We start from the raw sequence: 21,367 nt of genomic DNA on the forward strand, positions 1-21,367 counted from the left end.
AGAAGTCCATTCGTGGCCGTTTCCGTGGGCGTTGAAGTGGATACTGACGCAGATTGCATTCTTCTTCCCGTGGAGCAGACACCAGGCGTTTACACGGCGGCAACGTTCGGTGAGAGATACATCGTCATCCTCCGGAACAAGGAGCTCTGCATCATAGCCAAGTTCCTTGAGTCTTGATGTGATACGGCGTGCGACGATGCGATTGTAGTGATACTCTCTGAATTGCCCGTCCGGGCTGCGTTTGCCGGCCGTGAACTGGCCGTGTCCATTGTCGATAAAGATTTTCATTTTGCTGTGGTGTTATACACAGCTCAACGATTCCAACAACGAAGATAGTGATAATTTGCGAGAGGCAGCCCGCAAGGGTGGCGGAAAGTGTCGGCCGGAGAGACCTCCATATCTCGGAGGCCGGGTACGCTTTCCGACATTCCGGCGGACGCTAGTCCGACGGAACTACCGGACTATACTGAAATGTTCTCCAGAGATGGAGGAATCAAATATTTTCAGTAATTTTGCGTCATAATGATAACAGCCATTAGGCGGTCGTTATTAATTCGTACGGGTCCGAGTGCAGCGATGTTCTCGGGCCTTTTTAAAATTATAGGAGGGATTTAGGAGGGTTTTTATACGAGAAATGCCCCTGAGATATCTCAGAGGCATTTGCTGGAGGTGCCAAGCAGATTCGAACTGCTGTACTCGGTTTTGCAGACCGATGCCTAGCCACTCGGCCATAGCACCGTTTTGGGAATACAAAAGTAGGTTATTATTCTATATTTTGCAAATTTATTTTAGAACTTGAATTCAAAGCCGAATGTTACGGAGAAGTTATGAGCATTCGTCCTGACTCCGTCCTTGAATTTATGTCTGTGCGTGAGTCTCCAGGTAGCATCAACCCTGAACAGCCTGAAAATGTTGGTGATTCCCGCGCCTATCTCTACGTAAGGCGTTTTGAGTTCCTCCATTCCTTCAGGGAAAACCAGATAGGGATTTGCCTTGGTATTGATGAGCATGCCGTCCTGCCCTATGCATCCGTCGTTCTCGTCACGAAGCGTTCCGTATGCCGCCTTAACAGTAAGGGCTTCACGCCAGTTCAGTTTCTTCAGCAAAGGAATCTTTCCAAGGAAATAGCCGTTGAAATTGTGCTCATATAAGAGGGACACCCAGGTATCGGATGCGAATTCGTAGAAGTCCATGCAGGAGAAGGCATTCCTGTCAAGGAAATAAGTGCCGTTACCTTCGTGAATCTTCAATAACGGATACGGAACCTTGCCAATAATGGTTCCTGAATTTATTCTTAAAGTTGAAGTGCCAAATGGCGGTATAGGAGGAGATACAATGAAGGACAATTCAGGTCTGAAGAACTCGAAGTCGTTTCTTGCAATTCCCTTGACACCGCCGATAAGGTCAAGAGTTATCACAGGCCTTCTTGAGGGAACGTATGTTCTCACATACACACCTCTTACAAAGGACTGGTCAAAGGAGAACCTTGCGGCATAATGAATGTTGTTGGATGCAACGCTGTGAAACGCAGTCCCATCCGGAGCAATCATAGGAACATATCTGTTCGAGAATATCCTTTTGTGAGAAACGGAGAAAATGCTGGTGAATCCGGGCGTATGCTCGTGTTCATAATCAAGACTCAGCTCGTTCACCATGCTTCGTTTCTGACCACCCCTTGAAAGTATGGACACGAATATGCTGCTTTCCGAGAACTGGCTGGCCGAGAGTCCCTGCTGCCTAACATCGTGAAAAGCATTGAAAGTAAGTTTTCTGAAAGGCTCCGTACCCAGCATGTATTCGATTGTGCCTCCGCCCTTGATATCCTTGTCCTTGAAGCCGTAAGCACCGAATACAGTGTACCTGACCTTCCTGCTGAACATCTTGGTTGTTCTCAGTCCGAGCTGAAGTCTCAATCCTTCCAGGTTATTGAAAGAAAGCAGCTTGTTATAAGGTCCGTAACCCAGAAATTTTCTGTCGTAATATCCGGTAACAATGGTTGTTATGGCCGTGTATATATTCCTGTACAAGGGAACGTTCTTTATTGAATCAACCATTGTGTAAATATTCTTCTCCTTCTGTGAAAGCGCATACGGTCTTATGCTGTCCCAGAACGCCTCCGGACGTGCAACTCCTCCATTGTTCATCATCACCCTGCCCCTGTGCCGTGTCACATTCTCATCGGGAAAAGCGCTTCTGTCAAGCACAGGATTGGTGAAAGCAATCTCCCTGTTACCCAGCAAGGACAGCATCTTTGATGAGTCATTCATGGTAACGGAGAAATCCGCATACATCTTTTCCTTGGAATAGAACCAAGTGGAATCATTGAGTTTCCTGTGTTCCACATCCATTACAAAGTCCCTGACCCAGTTCACATTGGCATTCTTCTTGAGTTTTGCATGCATGGTTCTCATAGCATAATCCTGAGCATCAATCTGCATTTCCCCGTCAAAAGCCACGGAACTGATATTTTTACCCGGATGGAAACGTATCACATAAGTCTTCCTTCCATCAATTTGAATTGAATCTATGAGGAAGTAGTTGTAATACATCATACCATGCGCGCACAACGGCGATGGCACATCAAGATTGAAGGCATTTATGTAGTTGTCGTAGAAATTCACTTTGAGATACATACTGCCTGTGAAAGGCAACATGCTTGAATTATCCTCGAAACCGGAAACTCTTGATGCCTCAAGAACCTCCTTGTCCATCTCAGGGTCCAGAGAATGGTACTTCTTTCCTGCACTTTCAGAAATCAGGACAGGAAGATATGGCTGTCCGCTTACAACGGAGGTATCTATATAATCAAAGACAAATCCGAAATTCTGAACGATTCTCTTGTTGGTTATCTGTTCACGCGGATTGGTTATGTCCAGCTCCATCTTTGTATAGACATCACAACTGTAATCCTGAAGATTCTTTGGATCGTTATTGATTTTATTTTCATCTATCTTGCGAAGAATGGACTTCATGTAACTGTTGCCAGGTTTTACTACAACGGCGCTCAGATTGCTGATTACAGGATTGAGCTTGAAATCCAACTTGGCAAAATTACCTACATTGGCATCCATTTCAAGACTTTCGTAACCAAGGATTGACACACACAGAGTCTTGAGAGTGAGATTCCTTGTTTCCAGTGTATAATAACCATCAAGGTCAGAATATACACCAACCTTGGAGTCCTTGAAATACACTCCGGCAAAAGGTATTCCCTCCCCTGTCTGCGAATCTGTGACACGACCCTTTATCTTTGTTATCTGCGCAAATGCCAGCTGGGCGCTGAACATAAGCAACAGAAAAGCAAAGGTAACAGGCTTCCCCTTTACAAAAGCCATCTGAAAAGAAAGTTACGTCTGAATTAAATTATCTTGAAGATATTTGAAAAACCGGTAATGTCAAACACCTGCTTCACATTAGGCTGCATATTCTTCAAAACCATTTTAGCGCCCTTGCTTTCAATCTTCTTCTGAAGAGTAAGGAAAGAACGCAGTCCCTGGCTGCTGGTATAGGACATGCCTGAGCAGTCCAGTTCAATCTCCCTGGCATCTGAATTCATTACAGGAATGATATCTTCATTGAATCTCTGAACATTGGTTGTATCCAACCTTCCGTTCAATGTAACGAAGCAAACAGCTCCTTCATTTTTAATAGTTACATCCATATTATTATTATTTAAATTGTTATTACTTCAATTTAATGACCAGCATGGTTATATCGTCATTCTGCTCCTCCCCGTCTGCGAATGTCCTTACATTGGCAAAGAGCGAATTTATGAATTCCTCGCTATCAGCAAATTTCTTGCCACAACAGAATGAAAGCAGTCTTTCTTCTGAATATAATTCCTTGGCTGCGTTTTCAGCTTCAGTCACACCATCGGTGTAGAAAAGCAAAGTGCTTCCTTTCTCAATGTGTGAGCTCTGACCGGAATACTTGAATCCGTTCATGACTCCGGCAACAAGATTGCTCTTCAGTTCAAGGTACTCCGCATTGCCTGTGCTGTCCATCACTACGCCAGGATTGTGGCCTGCATTGCAGTATTCAAACTCTCCTGTCATCAGGTCTATCTTTCCTATGAACATGGTGATGAACATATTGGTAGGATTGCCTTCCGTTATACTGTCGTTGAGTTTGCCCATCATTCTGGCAACATTCTCTTCGGAAGATGCCACGTATCTGAATGCACTTCTGGCAATTGCCATAAAAATAGCAGCCGGCACTCCCTTCCCGCTAACATCGCCTATTATGAAATAGAACTTGTTATCTCTTATGAAATAGTCATAAAGATCGCCTCCAACCTCCTTTGCCGGGTTGAGAATGGCAAAAACGTCAATATCCGACCTTTCAGGGAAAGGCGGGAAAACAGATGGCACCATCTGTCTCTGTATATCGGAAGCAATACGAAGTTCACTCTCGATTCTTTCCTTTGTACTTGTGGTCCTTTTCAGCTCATCGATATATGTCACCAAAGACTTCTGCATGTACTCGAAACTGTCCTTGAGCCTCGACATTTCATCGTGGGTGTCTATTTCAGGAAGCTCTGCATGGAAATCTCCCTTTGCTATCCTAAGGGCGGAATCGCTCAATTTAACCAATGGTCTGAGCTGTCTCTTCATCATACGCCTGATAACCGAGAAAAGGATTATTGCGAACATTATCACAAAGACGAGAGAAACCCAGGTAAGATGCTTGATGCCATCAAGGACATAGTCATAATCACTTAGGATTGCAAGGGACCATTTGTTCTTCAATGAGCCGTAGGTTATGAACCAGCTGTCATCACCCTGATAAGTGTAAGTGGTATAAATGCCTTTCTGCCCGTCAAGCATTTTCTCGCCTACTGCAAAAAGGTCCTTTGATTTTTCCTCAGCTGCGGCGGAAAAGACCGTATGTGTGAAGATATAGGATGAGTCCTTATGTGCCACGAAGGTTCCATTCCGGCTGATAAGGAAAGCGAATGACGTAGGATAAGGCTTGATGTTGGATACAAGTTCTGTAATCGTGCTCAGCGTAAGATCGGCGGTGAATATTGCATATACGTTCCCATTTGTGTCAATCAGTGGCAGAGAGTATGTTGACATGAGCATATTGGCACCGCCTTCGTCAAAATATGGTTCGCTCCATACAGGTTCCTTAAGCAGTGCAGGTATCTGATACCAGTCCAGAAAATGGTAGTTGTTATTTATATTTCCCAACTGCTTTGAAACTATCTCACCTCTGTAATTGACATATGAATATGGAGAGAAGAACAATTCCTCCTTATGGAAATATGGAGCAAAAGCAATGGCGCAACCGCTTATCTCCTCATTCTCGGAAACAACCTTACGAGTGATATCGTACAGGCGCTCCTCATCTTCGAGACTTTCTTCAACCACCCATTTGACGTTGTCAAGAGCTGTCTCAACTGCATGAAGATCATGATCGACGCCTGCAATGGCAATGCTGAGTTTCTGTTGCACGTTAGTATTACCGGACTGCAGCAGTTCTTTTGTGGAAATGGTCCAGAAAAACAAATTGTTGAGCAGGAATACACAGACTGCTATTATCAGGATGAAGAAACTCAACCTGATAACCAAGTTCTGTCTTATCAATCCAAACAGATTGATCTTATCTGCTATTTTATTTATTCCCGCCATTAAGCAAATCAACTGTGAATTTATTATAATCAATGTCGCTGTCAAGCATACCGCCCTTCAACAATTTAGTTTTCAGCAAATTGAATTCATCCATGCCAATAGTCTTGAAACTGCGTTCACCATCTTTCACCTGCAGCCTCAGCACCTCATCAAGCATAAGTGACTGAAAGTATCTGCTTGTTCCCGTCTGGAACGGCTTCAAATAATGGCAGACAAGGTCAATGGCTTCCTCCTTGTGTTCGGCGGTCCACTCCCAGCCTCTTTTCGAAGCCCTCACAAAAGCCTCCACAATTTTTCTGTTATCCTTGAGGAATGAACTCTTCACATACAGTCCGTCTTCAGGAAAATCGTAGCCAAAATCCGAAAAATGCAATACGTGATTCTCGGGAATATCGCCTTTTGAAAGAAGGATTTCCAGATACTCTGAATATGAGTACGCCAATATTGCATCAACTGCCTTGAATATGAAGAGATTGATATCGCGTATGAATTGAATCCAGTTGATCTTGACATTCCGTTCCATGAAAGCGGACTCAGCGCATTCGCCGTTTTCACTTCTCCAGATGCCCACTTTCTTTCCTGCAAGGTCTTCAAGCCTGCCTACCGAATCCTGAGCCACGCACACCAGAGAACTATGCTGTGATGTCTGCAATACGTTCACAATGTCATATCCTTTTGAAGCTCCTGTCATACAGGTTATCAACAGATTTGAAATAATGTCAACCGTCCCTTCGTTCAAACAGTCCAGTGCAGAATATGTTGAACCCTGAGGTAGATGTCTTATTGTAACATCCAGTCCCTCCTCTGCATAAAAACCTTTGATTCTGGCTATATAGTAGCCTGTAAACTGAGACTGCGGACGCCAGTTAGGCATGAAAGTCAGTTTGGCAAGACCTCCTGCTCCTGCCAACTGAGCAGACTCCTGCTGAGCGTACAGTTTAATTGAAGATACTGCAACGCACAATAGTGCAAGATGAAAAGCGATATGTCTCAACAAACTCTTGTACATGATGCAGATCAAGCTACGTTCTTTTCCATAACAAGTACATTGCAACCATTCTCATAATTGTAATATACCTTGTCCATCAGGCTTTTGCAAAGGAATATTCCCAGACCCCCTATTTCTCTTTCTTCAGCGGAAAGCGTTATATCCGGATCATCCTTGTCCAAAGGATTGAACTTAACGCCACCGTCCTTTATTACAATACGAAGAATGCCGTCGCCTGTGATTTCCTTGCTTGCTTCAAGGAAACCGTCTCCATTTTCGTATGCATAGGATACAACGTTTTCAACAACCTCCTCCACAGCAAGATTCACATTGAAGAAGACATTGTCGTCCACTATTCCTTCGAGACCTGAAAGAATCCATTCAATGATTCTTGCCTGCTCTCCTGCAATCGGGCAGAATCTGAAAGATTCAGCGTTCATCATATTTCCGTTCATATTGAAATCCTCCAATATTGCTATTCTACATATAGTACAAGTCCTTTGAGATATTCTCCCTCGGGATGATATATACTAACCGGATGGTCCGCCGGTTGTGTAAGTCTTCCTATGATTCTGACCTTTCGGCCCGCTTGAGCCGCCGCAGAGAATACCGCAAGCGCAAAGGCCTGCTTGTCAACGGCCTGCGAGCAGCTGAAAGTAAAGACTATCCCTGATTCAGCAACTTTTTCAATTGCCGATGCATTAAGCCTCCTGTACGCTCTCAAGGCATTGTCCAGTGCTCCCCGGTGCTTTGCGAATGCAGGCGGATCAACAATTATCAAGTCATATCCGCCATCGGGCGAATTCTTCATGAAATCAATTGCATCCTCCGTATACGATTTGTGCCTTGAAGCAATCTGTTCATTGAAATTGGCGGCAATGTTATTCTCCAGCATTTCAATTGCGGTGGCCGAACTGTCAACTGAATCAACGCTCAAGGCTCCATTGGCCAGAGCATAGATTGAGAAACCGCCAGTATAGCAGAACAGGTTGAGAACACGTTTGCCCTGCGCATACCTGCCAACGAGCATTCTGTTTTCGCGCTGGTCAAGGAAGAATCCCGTTTTCTGCCCGCACACCCAGTCAACTATGAATTTGTATCCGTTCTCAAGAACCATCCGCGATTGAGAATCTTCAACGCCATCCTGACGCCACAGATAACCGTCCCTCAAATCAAGACCGGCCTTGAAAGGGGCGGTTGCCTCACTTTTGTCATATATGGCACCTATTCCTTTTCCAAGCACTTTCCTGATAGCATTGGATATTTCCTCCCGCTGAAGGAACATACCGGCACTGTGCGCCTGGATTACAGCCACGTTGCCATAAACATCTATCACAAGGCCGGGAAGATTGTCTCCCTCTCCGTGAACAAGTCTGTATGCGTCAGTAGGATTTGCGGCATCTTTCAGCAAAGGCATCCTGTTTCTTGCCTGGAATGCCTGTGAGATTCTCTTCTCCCAGAAACATGCGTCAACAGCCTCATCTTTGAATGTAAGAACCCGTACACTGATAGACCCCTCCTGCCAATGTCCTCTGCCAAGAAACTGCCCCTCGGAAGATATGACATCAACCATATCTCCCTCGGAAACTTTTCCTCTTACAGATGCAATGGCCCCGGAAAAGACCCATGGATGGAATCTTTTCAAGGAAGCATCACGCCCTTTTCTCAAAACTATCTGAGTCATCTGCCGCATATTCCCCCTATAAATTTTTCACTGCCGACAGTTTATTCCACATCTGCAGGCATATCCATGCATCAATGGCAGCATAGCGCTGCTGAGCCGATGAAAGCACAGAACTCTCCCAGTTGGAAAGCTGCTGAGACTTTGATATTCTCACGCCCAATATGATAGCCGCCATTCTCTTCACGCTTTTCTGCTCAATACCGTATTCCGCCACAACCGTCTGTAAATCAACAAAACCCTTGCCGGAAAAATCGTTGTATTTTCTAAGTCCTGCCACATCATCATCCACAGCCGCCCCTATTTTAAGGATTCTGTCATCTGATAAAATGGCGGCCAGTTCCTGCGGAATTCCGGTTTTAGGCAATCTGAAAAGGAAAGCCTTGTCCGGACCGCTCAACTGCAGAAGCGCAAGCATGTTCCTTGGATGCCTTGCAACAAAGCAAGGTTTTGTTTCGGTATCGAATCCCAATACTTTCTGAGCCGAAAGATATTCTATGGCTTGAGCATAGCAGCGCCCTTTGGCATTGTCAACAACTATGATTTCGCCGCCAAAGGCAGCAAAAGGCAGCTTTTCTATCTCCTCATTGCTCATGCTTGCCGCAAACCCCATAAGTCCTTCTATTCTGCAAGTTTACTTTTCTGCCCGAAAATATATGAATATGAAACAGGTACAAGGCTGGCAAGCCTGTTTATATTGTCCTGACTCATATATCTTGGAAGCAATGGAACCTTAACCGTTGTAATGTCTTCAGTACCATACTCCCTGCCATATTTGAAATCGTATGCAAGTTCACCGTTCTCAGTCAGCTGGTCAGGAAGCAGACCATATACCGGAATCGAAATGAATGCCGACACCTGTGTATCCTCCAAGGACAATGCCAGTTGCTTGTCCTCCCTCAATGCATTGTATGCCTCAATTGCCGTGAATTTTGCAGGATCAATGAAATTGACGTTCTCTGGAAGAAGCTTTGCATATACTGCAACGCCATCAACAGTGTATTCCCTTATCTGTTGAACAGCTTTCTTGAGCGTGTCAAGAAGGAAAGGATAATGGGTGCATCCAAGAATGATATGTTTCATAGGAGCCCTGCCGCCCATTTCCCTGTATCTTTCTATCAGGTTTACAAGATGCAGCCTTGCATAATTGCATGAAGCATTGAGCTGCATTACTTTTGAACTGTCTGTCTGAGATGTGAGCAGTTCTCCGTTTTCAGATGCGAAATGATAAACAGGAAGCAGATCCTCCCTTATATCGTTGAGCGTATTGCCAAGAACAGGTCCGCGGTAGGAATCCCTCACTTCCTTGCGGCTTGCGTCCGCAAAATCAGGATCTGTGTCAACTGATTCCGCAAAACCTGCGCATGGCTGGTTCACTACGGTCAGCTTGCTTTTATAGGAGAGTCTGGCCTCCATTTCTTCAATGGTTCTCTGATATGCTCCTGAAGCTATCGTTCCCTTGGTTGCAAGAACTCCAACTGCAGAAGAGTCCTGACTATCACCAAGTTGGGAGAACAGTGCGTTGACACCTGCGTTTATCACGCCTATGACCCTGATGCCAGTGCCGCTGAGCTCAAGAAGGTTCTTGATATCGGTAAGGCCGTATGCAGTTGCTGTATTGCAGGCTATGACAAGTATCTTGCAGGATTCCTTCAGCTCAGAGCCTTCCCTGTCCATGAAACCGTTATGAAATTTCTGACCAAGCAGGAACAATGCGTCCTTCACAACCAGTTCCCTGAAGAACATATCCTTGTTCTCCGATGAATAGTTGCCGTATGGCATGTTGGCATTGTCGCCGAGATACTGGAATTTCTCGCCCACGAAATCAGGAATGCCGTCCGGCTTTGCCTCCCCTGTGACATTGTCGAACTCATCCAGTTCCAGCATCACTTCAAGGACCGTAAGCCCGCCTGTTCCGCTGTCGAACACACCGATTGGAAGAAGATTCCTCTCAACGGGGAATGATTTGAAATCTGCATAGAAGATAGATGTTGAATCATTGAGAGCCTTGTGCATGATAGGGGTTATTTCAACCTCAGATGCCTGCTCCTTCTCAGGAGAGCATGCAGTGCAGAAAGCCAGAAGACATAAAATCCAGATGAAGCGTTTCATAAACCGATATTAATCCAATAAAACCATTAATCTGCAAATTTAATTTTTTTTGGGCAAATAAAGCAATTAATAGGCCATAAATAGAAGAACGTGTCTCCAGCACCGGGCCGGAAACACGTTTCTTGGAATATATTTACAAACTATATTATTTGTTTGTTCTGCCAGGATATACCTTGAGAGCTTCCTCAAGACACTTGATAGCGGCCTCAATATCCTCAACCTTGAGAACGTAAGCAAGTCTTACCTCGTTCAAACCGGTGTTAGGTGTAGCGTAGAAGCCGGCAGCAGGAGCTACCATAACGGTCTGCTTGTTGTATTCGAATTCCTCGAGCAACCACTGAGCGAACTTGTCTGCGTTGTCAACAGGAAGTGATGCAATGGTATAGAAAGCGCCCTGAGGTGTAGGAGTGAAAACACCAGGAATCTTGTTGAGAAGGTCAACCATCACATTTCTTCTGTGAATATACTCGGCCTTCACAGCAGCGAAATACTCTTTTGGAGTGTTGAGGGCAGCCTCAGCTGCAATCTGCTCCACAACAGGTGAGCAAAGTCTTGCCTGAGCATATTTCATGAGAGCCTTGAACAACTCCTTGTTACGTGTGACAATGCAACCTATTCTAGCACCACACATGCTGTAACGTTTTGAAACTGAATCAAGAAGGATTACATTCTCTTCACATCCAGGAATCTCTGCACATGAGAAGTGAGGAGTGTCTGAATAGCAGAACTCCCTGTAAACCTCATCAGTAAGAAGATACAGGTTATGCTTCTTAACTATCTCGCCCAGTTTGAGGAGTGACTCCTTTGAATAAAGGGTACCGGTAGGGTTACCAGGGTTGCAGATGAGAATAGCCTTTGTCCTTTCGGTGATATGTTTGTCAAATTCCTCTACAGGAGGGAGTTTGAAACCGTCCTCAATTGATGTATGGATAGGAACGAGCTTGACACCGTTCTGAAGTGCGAATGCATTGTAGTTGGTGTAGAAAGGCTCCATTACTATAACCTCATCATCAGGGTTGCAGACAGCCTTGAGAGCAAGTTCAACAGCCTCACTGCCGGATGTTGTTACCAGAATGTCTGTATAATCAACCTTGATGTTGATATTGTTGTAGTATTTTGCAAGACCTTTTCTGTAAGACTCGTTTCCTGCTGAATTTGCGTATGCAAGAAGTTTGAGGTCAATGTTCCTGATTGCGTCAAGAGCGCACTGAGGAGACTCGATGTCAGGCTGACCGATGTTAAGATGATAAACCTTTACGCCTCTTTTTTTTGCTTCGTCCGCAAAAGGTACAAGTTTTCTGATTGGTGATGAAGGCATTGCAATGGCCTTATCTGAAAGTTTAAGCATATTGAAATATGATTTAAAATGTTTATGTTGTTATTGATTAGTCTTCTTGAGCCAATGCCTTCATGAAACCCTCTATCTTAGGCTGCACGGCCGATGTAGGATAGCAGTAATTGTTTGTGAGTATTGCGAATCTGATCAGGCCGTTCTTCTTGCCTGCCTGAACATATCCTGCGTAGCATTTTACTCCGTTGAGCGAACCGCTCTTTGCGTGAATCCTTTCTTTCAGCTTTGCTGGTTCATCCTTGAGAACGCTCTTGAGCGTACCGCCGTGTCCCGGAACAGGAAGTGAAAGGAAGAATTCAGGGAACACGTCCGATTTTGCCATCATGTTGTAATAGTTGCAGAAGAATGCTGGTGATACATGATCCTTTCTTGAAAGACCGCTTCCATCTGCCTGTCTGAAACCGAATATGCTCAATCCGTTCTCCTTGTAAAGTTCATGCATTTTCTTGAGAGCTGCGTAGTAACTTCCTTCACCGGCAAGGACTTTGCCTATTGTCTTGCAGATTGTCTCTGCGTAGAGGTTCTGGCTTATTCTGTTTGTTACCAGAACAATTCTCCAGAGTTCAGGTGAATATGTCTTTGCTACTTCAACGGCCTCATTTGCATAATCCTGTTTTGCATATTCAGTGATATCAACTATTTCTCCGTTGAACTGGAAGCCTTTTGCAAGGAGGAATTTTGCGAATTCGTTACCGCACGCAAGCTGTGGGAATCTGCATGACTGAAGAGGATGGTAAACTTTCCTTGCACGGCCGAACTGTCCTTCGTAAGAAACACAGCGTGCAAAATCCTGTACATAATATGCAGCCTCGTTGCCGTCCTTTTCGCCACCTGTTGTAAGTTTGTTTACAATCTTGAGTCCCGGAACAACGGGATATACCTGATTAACCTGTACAGGGTCGCCTTCCTTTTCACCTGGAATCACTTCAAGTTCCTGGCAGTTCTCGCAGAATGTCAGGCCGCTTGGCGCTGCACCGTAATCCTCGCCGAAATCGCCCCAGCTCCAGCTGTCAGGCATCTGCTCGCGAACGAAATAACTGTCATCAACTACAATATTGCCTGTAATCTTGCTGATTCCTGCTTTCTTCATTCCTTCAGCCCACTGGCCGAACACTTTGTCAATCGGAGTTGCGAGAGTATCCTTTGAACCGAGGGTAGGATCACCACCGCCCACAATTATAAGATCACCGTAGAGAATACCATCGCTGACCTTTCCGCTGTAAACCACTTTGGTTTCGTATCTGAAGTCCTTGCCAAGATACTTAAGGCCCATACCTGTTGTAAGAGTTTTCATAGTGGAAGCCGTAAGAAGCGGCATTGTGCTGTTCCATTCGGCAATCACTTTGCCGTGCTCGTTAACAGCCTTGATTCCTACTACTGAATGAGTGAACAGCGAATCTGTCTTAAGCTGATTCTTAACAAATCTGGCGGCGCTGCCCTGAGCGAATGCACTGGCAGAAACCAACAAAAAGGCTGCAAGGGTCAAAACAGCCGAAGTGATTTTTTTATACATATGAGTTTTAAATTAGTGTTTCAAGAACAATAATATCATACAAATTTACTCAATTATTTGATATTCGCCAAAAATAAGAAGGAGGTTTCTCAGCCTCTTATCTGCACTTTGAAACCCTCTGCGAGCAGAGGAGCTGCGATTCGTTCCATTTCCTGCACACTGACCTTTTCAAGTCCTTTCTGAGGAGTCTCTCTGTCGAGAGTGTACATCATAACTTCACGCGGACGCAATTCCCTTACAAGTTCAATCCAAGCCTGACAATGCACGGGGTCCGTGCAGTCTATGTGGAGCTTTCCATCTCTGTCCCAGCCTTTGAGGAACATGGTCTGAAGAACGAAATTGCCGTTGAACAGTTTAAGATTCGCAATGGTGGAATCAAGTGAATATCCTGGTGCCGGATTATCAATCGCACGGGCCATCTCCTCAAGCGGAGAGTCTATTTTGAGTATAGGATTGTCAACTCTCATAAGCGCCTTGCGCACTTCCTCCCGACCAGTCTGAGTTGCATTGGAAAGAACTGAAACCTTGGCATCGGGATAAAGCCGGTCACGTGCCGCAAGAGTAAAATCAATTATTTCAGCGAAATCCGGATGAAGGGTGGGTTCTCCGTTGCCGCTGAAAGTGATGGTATCAACCGGATTCCCGGAAGCCTTTAGTTCCTTGAGCCTGCCCTCCAGCGCATCCTTAACATCATCCTTTGAAGGCAGCACATTGTCCTTCCTGCCATCCTTGTTCCATCCGCATTCACAATAGATGCAGTCGAATGAACACCATTTCCCGAATTTAGGCAAAAGATTGACACCCAAGGAATGACCCAATCTACGGCTGATTATAGGTCCGAACACAATATGATTGAACAGTATAGTTGACATGTTGGATTAATTATTCAAATTCGGATTGACATTGCGTTGCCACCATTTTACATCAGATGGAAAATCTGCAAGAGAAGTATCTGCAATGATGCCCAGACCGGGAACGATGGTGTCATTAGGCTTCACCTTGGCAAGCCACCTGTAAGACCTGTACTGAGCCTTATAAAGCAGTTCCCGGCTACTGTATTTCCTCACGGAATCGCTTAGCCAGAATGGCCCGGAATTGACATTCCCCATTTCATAGGCACGCTTTATGGCAAGAATCTTGCGCTTACTGATTATTTCCTGAGCAAGTTTGTGGATTCTTATATACTCATCGTCCTTGATTATGTATTTTCTGACACTGGCCTCGTACTGTTCGTATGTATATCCATATTTTGCAAGCACCCCGTCATAAACCAGTAGGGTATCAGTGATTGAATGCATATTGTGACGTTCAATGTAGAAGTCCGCCAGATACATATCAACCAGAATGTTGGCCATCTCCTTTTTAGGTATTGTGACCTCCTTGTTGCAAGCGGTGAACAGCTGCACCGATAATGTGCAGATAAACAGAGAAATGAATATTTTCTTCAAACTTGTCATATTACGCAAAGTTAGCAATTTTTTATATCTTTGCCACCCAAAACACCGGCAGCGACACAAAGCTTGCAGCACCAGCAATGAAAATCAAACCAATCGGACTCATAAAAAAACTTTATCCTTCATTCATCTGGAATTTCCCGGATGAAAAGGACGGCATATTCCTCACTTTCGATGATGGTCCGAGACCTGAAGTTACACCCTGGGTTCTGGATCTGCTTGACAAATATGATGCCAAAGCCACCTTTTTCTGCATAGGAAAGAACGTTGAACTCTTCCCGGAACTTTATCAGGAGATAATGAACAGAGGACATGCCGTTGGCAACCATTCATATTCGCATGTAAAAGGATGGGGCATGCCTACCGGAGACTACATCAGGGACATTGACATTGCCGCCGACACAATCCGCTCCAACCTGTTCCGCCCGCCTTACGCCAGAATAGGAATCAATCAGGCCAGAATGCTTGCTGAAAGATACAAGATCATAATGTGGAACATAATCAGCCGTGATTATAACAGTACCATTTCAGGGGCAAGATGCGCCAGAAATGTCATACCGCATATTCAGCCGGGAGACATCATTGTCTTCCATAATTCCATAAAGAGCGCCAACAACATGTTCTACGCCCTCCCTCTTGTTATGGAGGCTATCAAGGAAAAAGGACTGATTTGTAAAAAGATTGAACTGTGATATGTTTGAGAACAAACGCAAGGCCATTCTGTACATACTCTGCATTTTCGGACTGATATTGTTCATAATAAACAATTTCAGGACGGATGCGCTGATATTCTGCGCACTTGAACTTGCATCAGTTCTTGGAATCCTCCTTCTTTCAAGATGCGCCCGGGATGTCAAGGCGGAAATCACCATTCTTATCTTTCTTGCCATCACGTTGTCCTCCGCAACCGATGCCACATTCCAATTCTGGCAGACAGTACCCGTATTCATCATTTACACCGTCCTGTATTTCACGCAAGGCAGAATATTTCTCCCGTTGCTTACAATCGGAGCGTCAATCCTTCTGTTCCCTTCCGTCTTATGGCTGGCGCCTTTAATGCTGATTATCTGCATGTTCGCACAAACGAATGCAAAAAGGATAGTTGTTGTACTGGCAGCTCTGACCTGTCCGATTCTGTACTGCATCCTGTTCAGGGAAATCCTTTTATCTGACAGCATGGAAACCGCAAGAGCGTTCATAAGCAAGGCGGCACACCTGTCAACACCTTTCGCCAGCATGCACCCTATTACATATCTGCTGTTTCTGGCCACAATAATTCCTGCAGTACATCTGAAGAACAATCACAATTATTTGAGCGAATCCAGCATGTACAACATGCAGCATGCAACCCTGATATGTTTTGCCAGCGTTGTGATTCTCTTCTTTGCATTCAACTCAGGGATGGGCGGAGGTCCCCTAGGCTTTTATATAGCAATACCGGCTGCCTTGACATCCGGTATTCTATTCTCTTCCGAGAGCAATCGCAGGACAGACTCATTATTCTACATTTTCTCAATGATTCTGCTGCTCAACACCATTACAAACTACTTCTCCTTCTAATTCTTCCACCGGCGATAGCCATACGGAAGACTGCCTAGAAGCAAGATACCTTTGAACCTACGAGCTCTGAAACAAGATTGTTCGCAAGACGGCTCGCTCCTATCCTGAAGTAGTTTTTATTGAGCCATTTGCTGCCAAGTATGCTTTCAACTATTCCATAGTACTGCAAGGCATCCTCTGTAGTGGAAATACCGCCTGCAGGCTTGAATCCAACCATTCTGCCGGTCTTCTCATGGAATTCGCGTATGCATCCGCACATGATCCGGGCAGCCTCCGGAGTAGCCGATGGCTCCATCTTACCGGTAGAAGTCTTGATGAAATCAGCACCGGCCTCCATGGCAAGGAAAGAAGCGGCGGCAATGTTTTCCTCTGTCTTGAGAGCACCCGTTTCAAGAATCACCTTGAGTATTTTCCTCCCTGCAGATGCGGAGTCAATGGTATTGCGCATCTGACGGATCTCCTCCTGCGCCTTCTCCACATTCCCTTCCAGGAACTCTCCTACCGCAAGAACCATGTCTATTTCATCGGCTCCCTCCTCCACTGCATGACGGGCCTCCAGTAGTTTTACATCTGTCCAGCTCTGAGATGTAGGGAAAGTTCCGGCCACACAGGTTACCTGCACCTGTGCGGCGGCTCCCTTGGAAAGTGTTTCTCTTACTGTCCTGCCGAAATTAGGATATACGCATATTGAAGCAGGTAGCGGCAGTTCAGGATAAAGCGAATGAAAGCTGTTGACCTTCTCTGTAAAGCCTTTTATGATTGTCTGTGTATCCTGGGTGTGAAGCGAAGTCAGATCCACACAGGACAGGCAGGTTTCCAATGCATTCATAATCTATCTCAACTGTGCTCCGAACTTGAATTCGAACGCCTTTACAAGTTTGTTCATTACAGATTCAACCACATTGTCATTCAGTGTCTTCTCCTCATCACGCAAGGTGAAGCTCAACGCATACTGCTTCTTGTCTGAAGGAATCTTGTCACCAGTATAAACATCAAACAATGAAACGTTCTTCAAGAGTTTCTTCTCGGCACCGAATGCGCTTCTGTACAAGTCTGAATATTTCACATCCTTGTTTATAAGCAGTGCAAGGTCACGTTTGACTTCCGGATACTTTGGCAGTTCCTTGAACTGCACCTTGACTCTCTTCACAAGCTTGAAAAGAACGTCCCATCTGATCTGGGCAAAATAGACCTGCTGTTTAAGGCCGAGCTGTTTCAGCCTTGGCGCCGCAACCTGTCCCAATGAGGCCAGTTCCTTGCCGTTTGCCATATATGTCATTCCTTCCGCAAACAGGTCGGCCGGTGCGGGTGCTGTTTCAAGAGAATTGACATTTATGCCGTAACGGCTGAAAAGCTGCTCAACGTATGCCTTGAGAGTGAAGAAATTTCCTCCCGCTGTCCTGTTGCGCCAGCCTGTGATTCCATTACCGGAAATGGTTATTGACAGCTGCTGTTCCTCGGAATACGGCTTGAGAACTGTCTTGTCATCCTCCGCTTTGATTTCAGGATTGAAGCCGTACACGTGACCGAACTCGAACAGTCTGAGATTGTTTGTCTGCCTGTTCACATTGTATGCTACAACTTCAAGCGCACTGAATAGAAGAGTCTGCCTCATGCAGTTGAGATCACTGCTCAGAGGATTCATTATCATTACGCAGTTGTCAGCAGGATATGTCTTCAACGATTTGTAATAATCGCACTTTGAAAGCGAGTTGTTCATTATTTCATTGAACCCTTCTGCTGCAAGGAAGTTGGATGCGCTGCGCATGAACTTCTCAGGATCAGGTTTCACGCCGGTATTTATTGATGCGCTCATTGTCTGAGGGAATTCAATGTTGTTATAGCCATAAATCCTGAGCACATCCTCAACAATGTCACACTCCCTGTAAACATCCACTCTGAAAGGTGGGATTTCAACAAGTGCACCTTCACCGGTTTCCTCTACAAAGTTCATGTCAAGGTTCTTCATGATTGTTCTGATAGCATCGGCACCTATTTCCTTGCCTATGAGTCTTTGCATTCTGTCATAGTTGATTTCAACTTTCTTTGGCTCCATCACACTGGAATCGGATATCACATCAACTACATCACCGCAGATAGTACCACCGCAGATGCTCTTTATAAGAAGTGCAGCCCTCTTCAATGCATATATTGTAACAAGCGGATCACATCCTCTTTCATAGTGGAAAGCTGCATCTGTCTTGAGGCCGTGTCTCTTCGAACTCTTTCTGATTGAAACCGGATTGAAATAGGCGCTCTCAAGGAACACATTTACAGTATCCTCGGTAACACCGCTGTCAAGGCCTCCGAACACTCCTGCCATGCACATAGGCTCCTCCTCATTGCAGATCATAAGGTCCTGAGCACTCAATGTTCGTACAACTCCATCCAAAGTGGTGAATTTAGTGCCTTCCGGACAGAAATCAACAACAATATGCTTTCCTTTCACCTTGTCGGCATCAAAGGCATGCATAGGCTGGCCCATTTCCTGAAGCACGAAGTTTGTTATATCAACCACACTGTTGATAGGTCTCTGACCCACTGAGAGCAGTCTTGCCTTGAGCCAGTCAGGAGACTGTCCAACCTTTACACCGCTGATGGTAAGGCCGCTGTACCTTGGAGCCGTTGTGCCGGCATTCACACTTACCTTTACAGGAGAATAATTTGATGAACTATCGCCAGTGAATGATTCGAATTCCTCTACCGACGGGTATTTCATAAGGCCTCCGAGATTGTTGTATCTGAGATATGCGCTAAGGTCTCTTGCCACGCCTATATGGCTTGCGGCATCAATTCTGTTTGCGGTGAGTCCTATGGTGAAGACAGTGTCTTCCTTTAGCTGTAGATATTCCTTTGCAGGGGTTCCGGGAATGGCGCTCTCATCAAGCAGCATGATACCATCGTGACTGGTGCCGATTCCAAGTTCATCCTCAGCGCAGAGCATTCCAAAGCTTTCCACTCCGCGTATCTTTGACTTCTTCATCTTCAGTTCGGTACCATCGCTGAAATGGAGTACCGTGCCGAGTGTGGCGAGCATCACTTTTTTGCCTGCGGCAACGTTCGGTGCTCCGCATACAACCTGAAGAGGCTCACCGGCTCCGTAGTCAACCGTTGTAACGTGCAAATGGTCTGAATCCGGATGGGGCTCACAGGTAAGAACCTCGGCCACAACCACTCCGGCAAGGCCTCCCGGTATCTCCTCTCTTGTTTCACATCCCTCTATCTCGAGTCCTATTGATGTCAGAATCCTTTCAACCTCGCTTGCAGGGAGATTGAAATCAACGTATTCCTTTAACCAGTTATAAGAAATATCCATATATGTAAGTATTATTGTTTCAATCGAATAATGAATCCACGAATGCTTTCTTGTCAAAGACCTGCAGGTCCTCAACCTTTTCACCAACGCCTATGAACTTTACAGGTATCTTGAATTTGTGCGCTATGCCAATTACAACACCGCCTTTGGCTGTCCCATCGAGTTTGGTAACGGCCAGGGACGAAACGCTGGTGGCCCTTGTAAATTCCTTGGCCTGCTGATAAGCATTCTGGCCAGTTGAACCGTCAAGAACAAGAAGCACATCGTGCGGTGCATCTGGAACAACCTTCTTCATGACATTCTTGATTTTGGTAAGTTCGTTCATAAGGTTGATCTTGTTATGAAGTCTGCCGGCAGTATCAATAAGCACTACGTCGGCATTCTGCGCAACTGCGGATTTGAGAGTATCGAACGCTACCGAAGCAGGATCGGAACCCATCTCCTGCTTTACTATTGATACTCCGGCTCTCTCGCTCCAGATAACAAGCTGGTCCACTGCAGCCGCACGGAAGGTATCGGCAGCACCGAGAACAACTTTCTTTCCATCAGCGGCAAGCCTTGCTGCAAGTTTGCCTATTGTGGTGGTCTTGCCAACTCCATTCACACCAACAACCATGATTACGTACGGTTTCTTTGAAAAATCAAATACAGCTGCCGGGGCATTCTCTATCTCTCCGTTAATATCAAGCAACTTCTCTATTTCCTCCTTGAGTATGGAGTTCAATTCCGATGCATTCATATACTTCTGCGAAGCAACACGATCCTGAAGATTCTCTATGATTTCAAGGGTGGTGTCAACTCCTATGTCCGAAGCTACAAGCGCCTCCTCAATAGCGTCGAGCATGTTGTCATCAATCTCGCTCCTGCCGGCAACAGCCCTCTTGATTCTTTCAAAGATACCGGCCTTGGTTTTCTGCAAACCTGCGTCAAGTGATTCCTTCTGCTCTTCTTTATTTTTTGAGAATAATCCGAAAAAAGCCATAATCCATCAAATTTAATCTGCAAAATTACAAAACTCCGATATAGAAAAAAAGGGAGCCGGTCAATTTCTTGACCGGCTCCCAGACATTTATGCCACTGAATTATTTCTTGTTGAAAAAATCCTTGATTTCTGCGTTTGGAACCATTTCCTCTTCAAAAACGTATGCACCAGTCTTTGGAGACTTTACCATACGGATACATTTGGTAATGTTCTTTGATTGTGATTTGTCACCACTAAATGTAGCAACCGCTTTTTTAGCCATCTCGCTCTACTTTTAATTGTTATTTAATCTCACGGTGTACAGTCACTTTCTTAAGGAAAGGATTATACTTTTTACGCTCCAACCTCTGGGTTGTGTTCTTTTTGTTCTTAGTGGTAATATACCTGGACATACCTGGTACGCCACTCTCTCTTTGCTCTGTACATTCGAGTATCACCTGTACTCTGTTACCTTTCTTTGCTGCCATATCCAAATATATTTACACCATTTTGATGAAACCATTGTTCTCTGCTCTCCTGATAGATTCTGCGAGACCATTCTTGTTTATATTACGGATTCCAGCTGCTGTAACTTTAAGTGTTACGAATCTGCCTTCCTCCTCCAACCAGAACCTCTTTGTTCTGAGGTTCAAAGCGAACTCCCTCTTGGTTCTGCGTTTGGAATGGGAAACATTGTTTCCTTTCATTCCTTTCTTGCCTGTAATTTGACAAATCTTTGCCATTATTATTGTATTTTATTATTATTCAAAACTATCGAGCTGCAAATATCACTCTTTT

21 protein-coding genes and 1 tRNA gene are annotated in these 21,367 nt (G+C 45.0%); 2 read left to right on the plus strand and 20 right to left on the minus strand.

The features are described 5' to 3' along the window. From AC06L3_RS02895 to AC06L3_RS02960, 14 genes are all read right to left on the minus strand, one after another. The coding region (locus AC06L3_RS02895; RefSeq protein ID WP_475669122.1) for an N-acetylmuramoyl-L-alanine amidase at nucleotides 1–288 on the minus strand (288 nt) is incomplete at its 3' end. 376 nt (nucleotides 289–664) lie between these two features. Then, nucleotides 665–738 (minus strand) — tRNA-Cys (locus AC06L3_RS02900). A 50-nt stretch (nucleotides 739–788) separates the two neighbouring features. Then, nucleotides 789–3,335, minus strand: coding sequence for a DUF5686 and carboxypeptidase-like regulatory domain-containing protein (locus AC06L3_RS02905; RefSeq protein WP_475669123.1), 2,547 nt, complete (start codon nucleotides 3,333–3,335; stop codon nucleotides 789–791). A 23-nt stretch (nucleotides 3,336–3,358) separates the two neighbouring features. Beyond that, nucleotides 3,359–3,661 (minus strand): STAS domain-containing protein, encoded by a 303-nt coding sequence (locus AC06L3_RS02910; protein WP_475669124.1) that lies wholly within the window; start codon nucleotides 3,659–3,661, stop codon nucleotides 3,359–3,361. 22 nt (nucleotides 3,662–3,683) lie between these two features. Then, nucleotides 3,684–5,633: a SpoIIE family protein phosphatase gene (locus AC06L3_RS02915; RefSeq protein ID WP_475669125.1), complete on the minus strand. Its 1,950-nt coding sequence runs from the start codon at nucleotides 5,631–5,633 to the stop codon at nucleotides 3,684–3,686. Beyond that, a complete protein-coding gene (locus AC06L3_RS02920; protein WP_475669126.1) occupies nucleotides 5,617–6,642 on the minus strand; it encodes an ABC transporter substrate-binding protein in 1,026 nt (341 codons plus the stop codon). The genes AC06L3_RS02915 and AC06L3_RS02920 overlap by 17 nt, the downstream gene beginning before the upstream one ends. An 8-nt stretch (nucleotides 6,643–6,650) precedes the next feature. Further along, a complete protein-coding gene (locus tag AC06L3_RS02925; RefSeq protein WP_475669127.1) occupies nucleotides 6,651–7,076 on the minus strand; it encodes an ATP-binding protein in 426 nt (141 codons plus the stop codon). Nucleotides 7,077–7,096: 20 nt separating this feature from the next. After that, on the minus strand, nucleotides 7,097–8,314 hold the full coding sequence (locus tag AC06L3_RS02930; RefSeq protein ID WP_475669128.1) for a class I SAM-dependent rRNA methyltransferase: 1,218 nt from the start codon (nucleotides 8,312–8,314) through the stop codon (nucleotides 7,097–7,099). A 7-nt stretch (nucleotides 8,315–8,321) separates the two neighbouring features. Continuing rightward, nucleotides 8,322–8,915, minus strand: coding sequence for a 3'-5' exonuclease (locus AC06L3_RS02935; protein ID WP_475669129.1), 594 nt, complete (start codon nucleotides 8,913–8,915; stop codon nucleotides 8,322–8,324). Between the two features lie 8 nt (nucleotides 8,916–8,923). Next, nucleotides 8,924–10,414, minus strand: coding sequence for a glutamate racemase (locus tag AC06L3_RS02940; RefSeq protein ID WP_475669130.1), 1,491 nt, complete (start codon nucleotides 10,412–10,414; stop codon nucleotides 8,924–8,926). A 145-nt stretch (nucleotides 10,415–10,559) separates the two neighbouring features. Then, nucleotides 10,560–11,762, minus strand: coding sequence for a pyridoxal phosphate-dependent aminotransferase (locus AC06L3_RS02945; RefSeq protein WP_475669131.1), 1,203 nt, complete (start codon nucleotides 11,760–11,762; stop codon nucleotides 10,560–10,562). Between the two features lie 37 nt (nucleotides 11,763–11,799). Beyond that, a complete protein-coding gene (dacB, locus tag AC06L3_RS02950) occupies nucleotides 11,800–13,278 on the minus strand; it encodes a D-alanyl-D-alanine carboxypeptidase/D-alanyl-D-alanine endopeptidase (protein WP_475669132.1) in 1,479 nt (492 codons plus the stop codon). 89 nt (nucleotides 13,279–13,367) lie between these two features. Continuing rightward, nucleotides 13,368–14,150, minus strand: a complete 783-nt coding sequence (locus AC06L3_RS02955) for a radical SAM protein (protein WP_475669133.1) — start codon at nucleotides 14,148–14,150, stop codon at nucleotides 13,368–13,370. Nucleotides 14,151–14,156: 6 nt separating this feature from the next. Beyond that, on the minus strand, nucleotides 14,157–14,735 hold the full coding sequence (locus AC06L3_RS02960; RefSeq protein WP_475669134.1) for a DUF4296 domain-containing protein: 579 nt from the start codon (nucleotides 14,733–14,735) through the stop codon (nucleotides 14,157–14,159). 77 nt (nucleotides 14,736–14,812) lie between these two features. Here AC06L3_RS02960 and AC06L3_RS02965 point away from each other — a divergent pair, with 77 nt between their 5' ends. Further along, nucleotides 14,813–15,424, plus strand: coding sequence for a polysaccharide deacetylase family protein (locus AC06L3_RS02965; protein ID WP_475669135.1), 612 nt, complete (start codon nucleotides 14,813–14,815; stop codon nucleotides 15,422–15,424). Nucleotide 15,425: 1 nt separating this feature from the next. Next, nucleotides 15,426–16,292: a hypothetical protein gene (locus AC06L3_RS02970; protein ID WP_475669136.1), complete on the plus strand. Its 867-nt coding sequence runs from the start codon at nucleotides 15,426–15,428 to the stop codon at nucleotides 16,290–16,292. A 34-nt stretch (nucleotides 16,293–16,326) separates the two neighbouring features. Here the strand turns inward: AC06L3_RS02970 and deoC are convergent, their stop codons facing one another. The 6 genes from deoC to rpmB form a co-directional block, all read right to left on the minus strand. Then, nucleotides 16,327–17,121 (minus strand): deoxyribose-phosphate aldolase, encoded by a 795-nt coding sequence (deoC, locus tag AC06L3_RS02975; protein ID WP_475669137.1) that lies wholly within the window; start codon nucleotides 17,119–17,121, stop codon nucleotides 16,327–16,329. A 3-nt stretch (nucleotides 17,122–17,124) separates the two neighbouring features. Further along, entirely contained in the window at nucleotides 17,125–19,608 is a 2,484-nt protein-coding gene (gene pheT, locus AC06L3_RS02980) for a phenylalanine--tRNA ligase subunit beta (protein ID WP_475669138.1), read from the minus strand. Nucleotides 19,609–19,627: 19 nt separating this feature from the next. Then, nucleotides 19,628–20,590, minus strand: a complete 963-nt coding sequence (gene ftsY, locus AC06L3_RS02985) for a signal recognition particle-docking protein FtsY (RefSeq protein WP_475669139.1) — start codon at nucleotides 20,588–20,590, stop codon at nucleotides 19,628–19,630. Between the two features lie 100 nt (nucleotides 20,591–20,690). Next, nucleotides 20,691–20,852: a DUF4295 domain-containing protein gene (locus tag AC06L3_RS02990; protein WP_475669140.1), complete on the minus strand. Its 162-nt coding sequence runs from the start codon at nucleotides 20,850–20,852 to the stop codon at nucleotides 20,691–20,693. Nucleotides 20,853–20,871: 19 nt separating this feature from the next. Further along, a complete protein-coding gene (rpmG, locus tag AC06L3_RS02995; RefSeq protein ID WP_475669141.1) occupies nucleotides 20,872–21,057 on the minus strand; it encodes a 50S ribosomal protein L33 in 186 nt (61 codons plus the stop codon). Nucleotides 21,058–21,069: 12 nt separating this feature from the next. After that, the gene (rpmB, locus tag AC06L3_RS03000; protein ID WP_475669142.1) at nucleotides 21,070–21,312 is read right to left on the minus strand and encodes a 50S ribosomal protein L28; all 243 of its coding nucleotides are present in this window, start codon (nucleotides 21,310–21,312) and stop codon (nucleotides 21,070–21,072) included. Between the last annotated feature and the right edge of the window lie 55 nt (nucleotides 21,313–21,367).

The sequence above is a fragment of the Candidatus Egerieousia sp. genome (assembly GCF_056211015.1).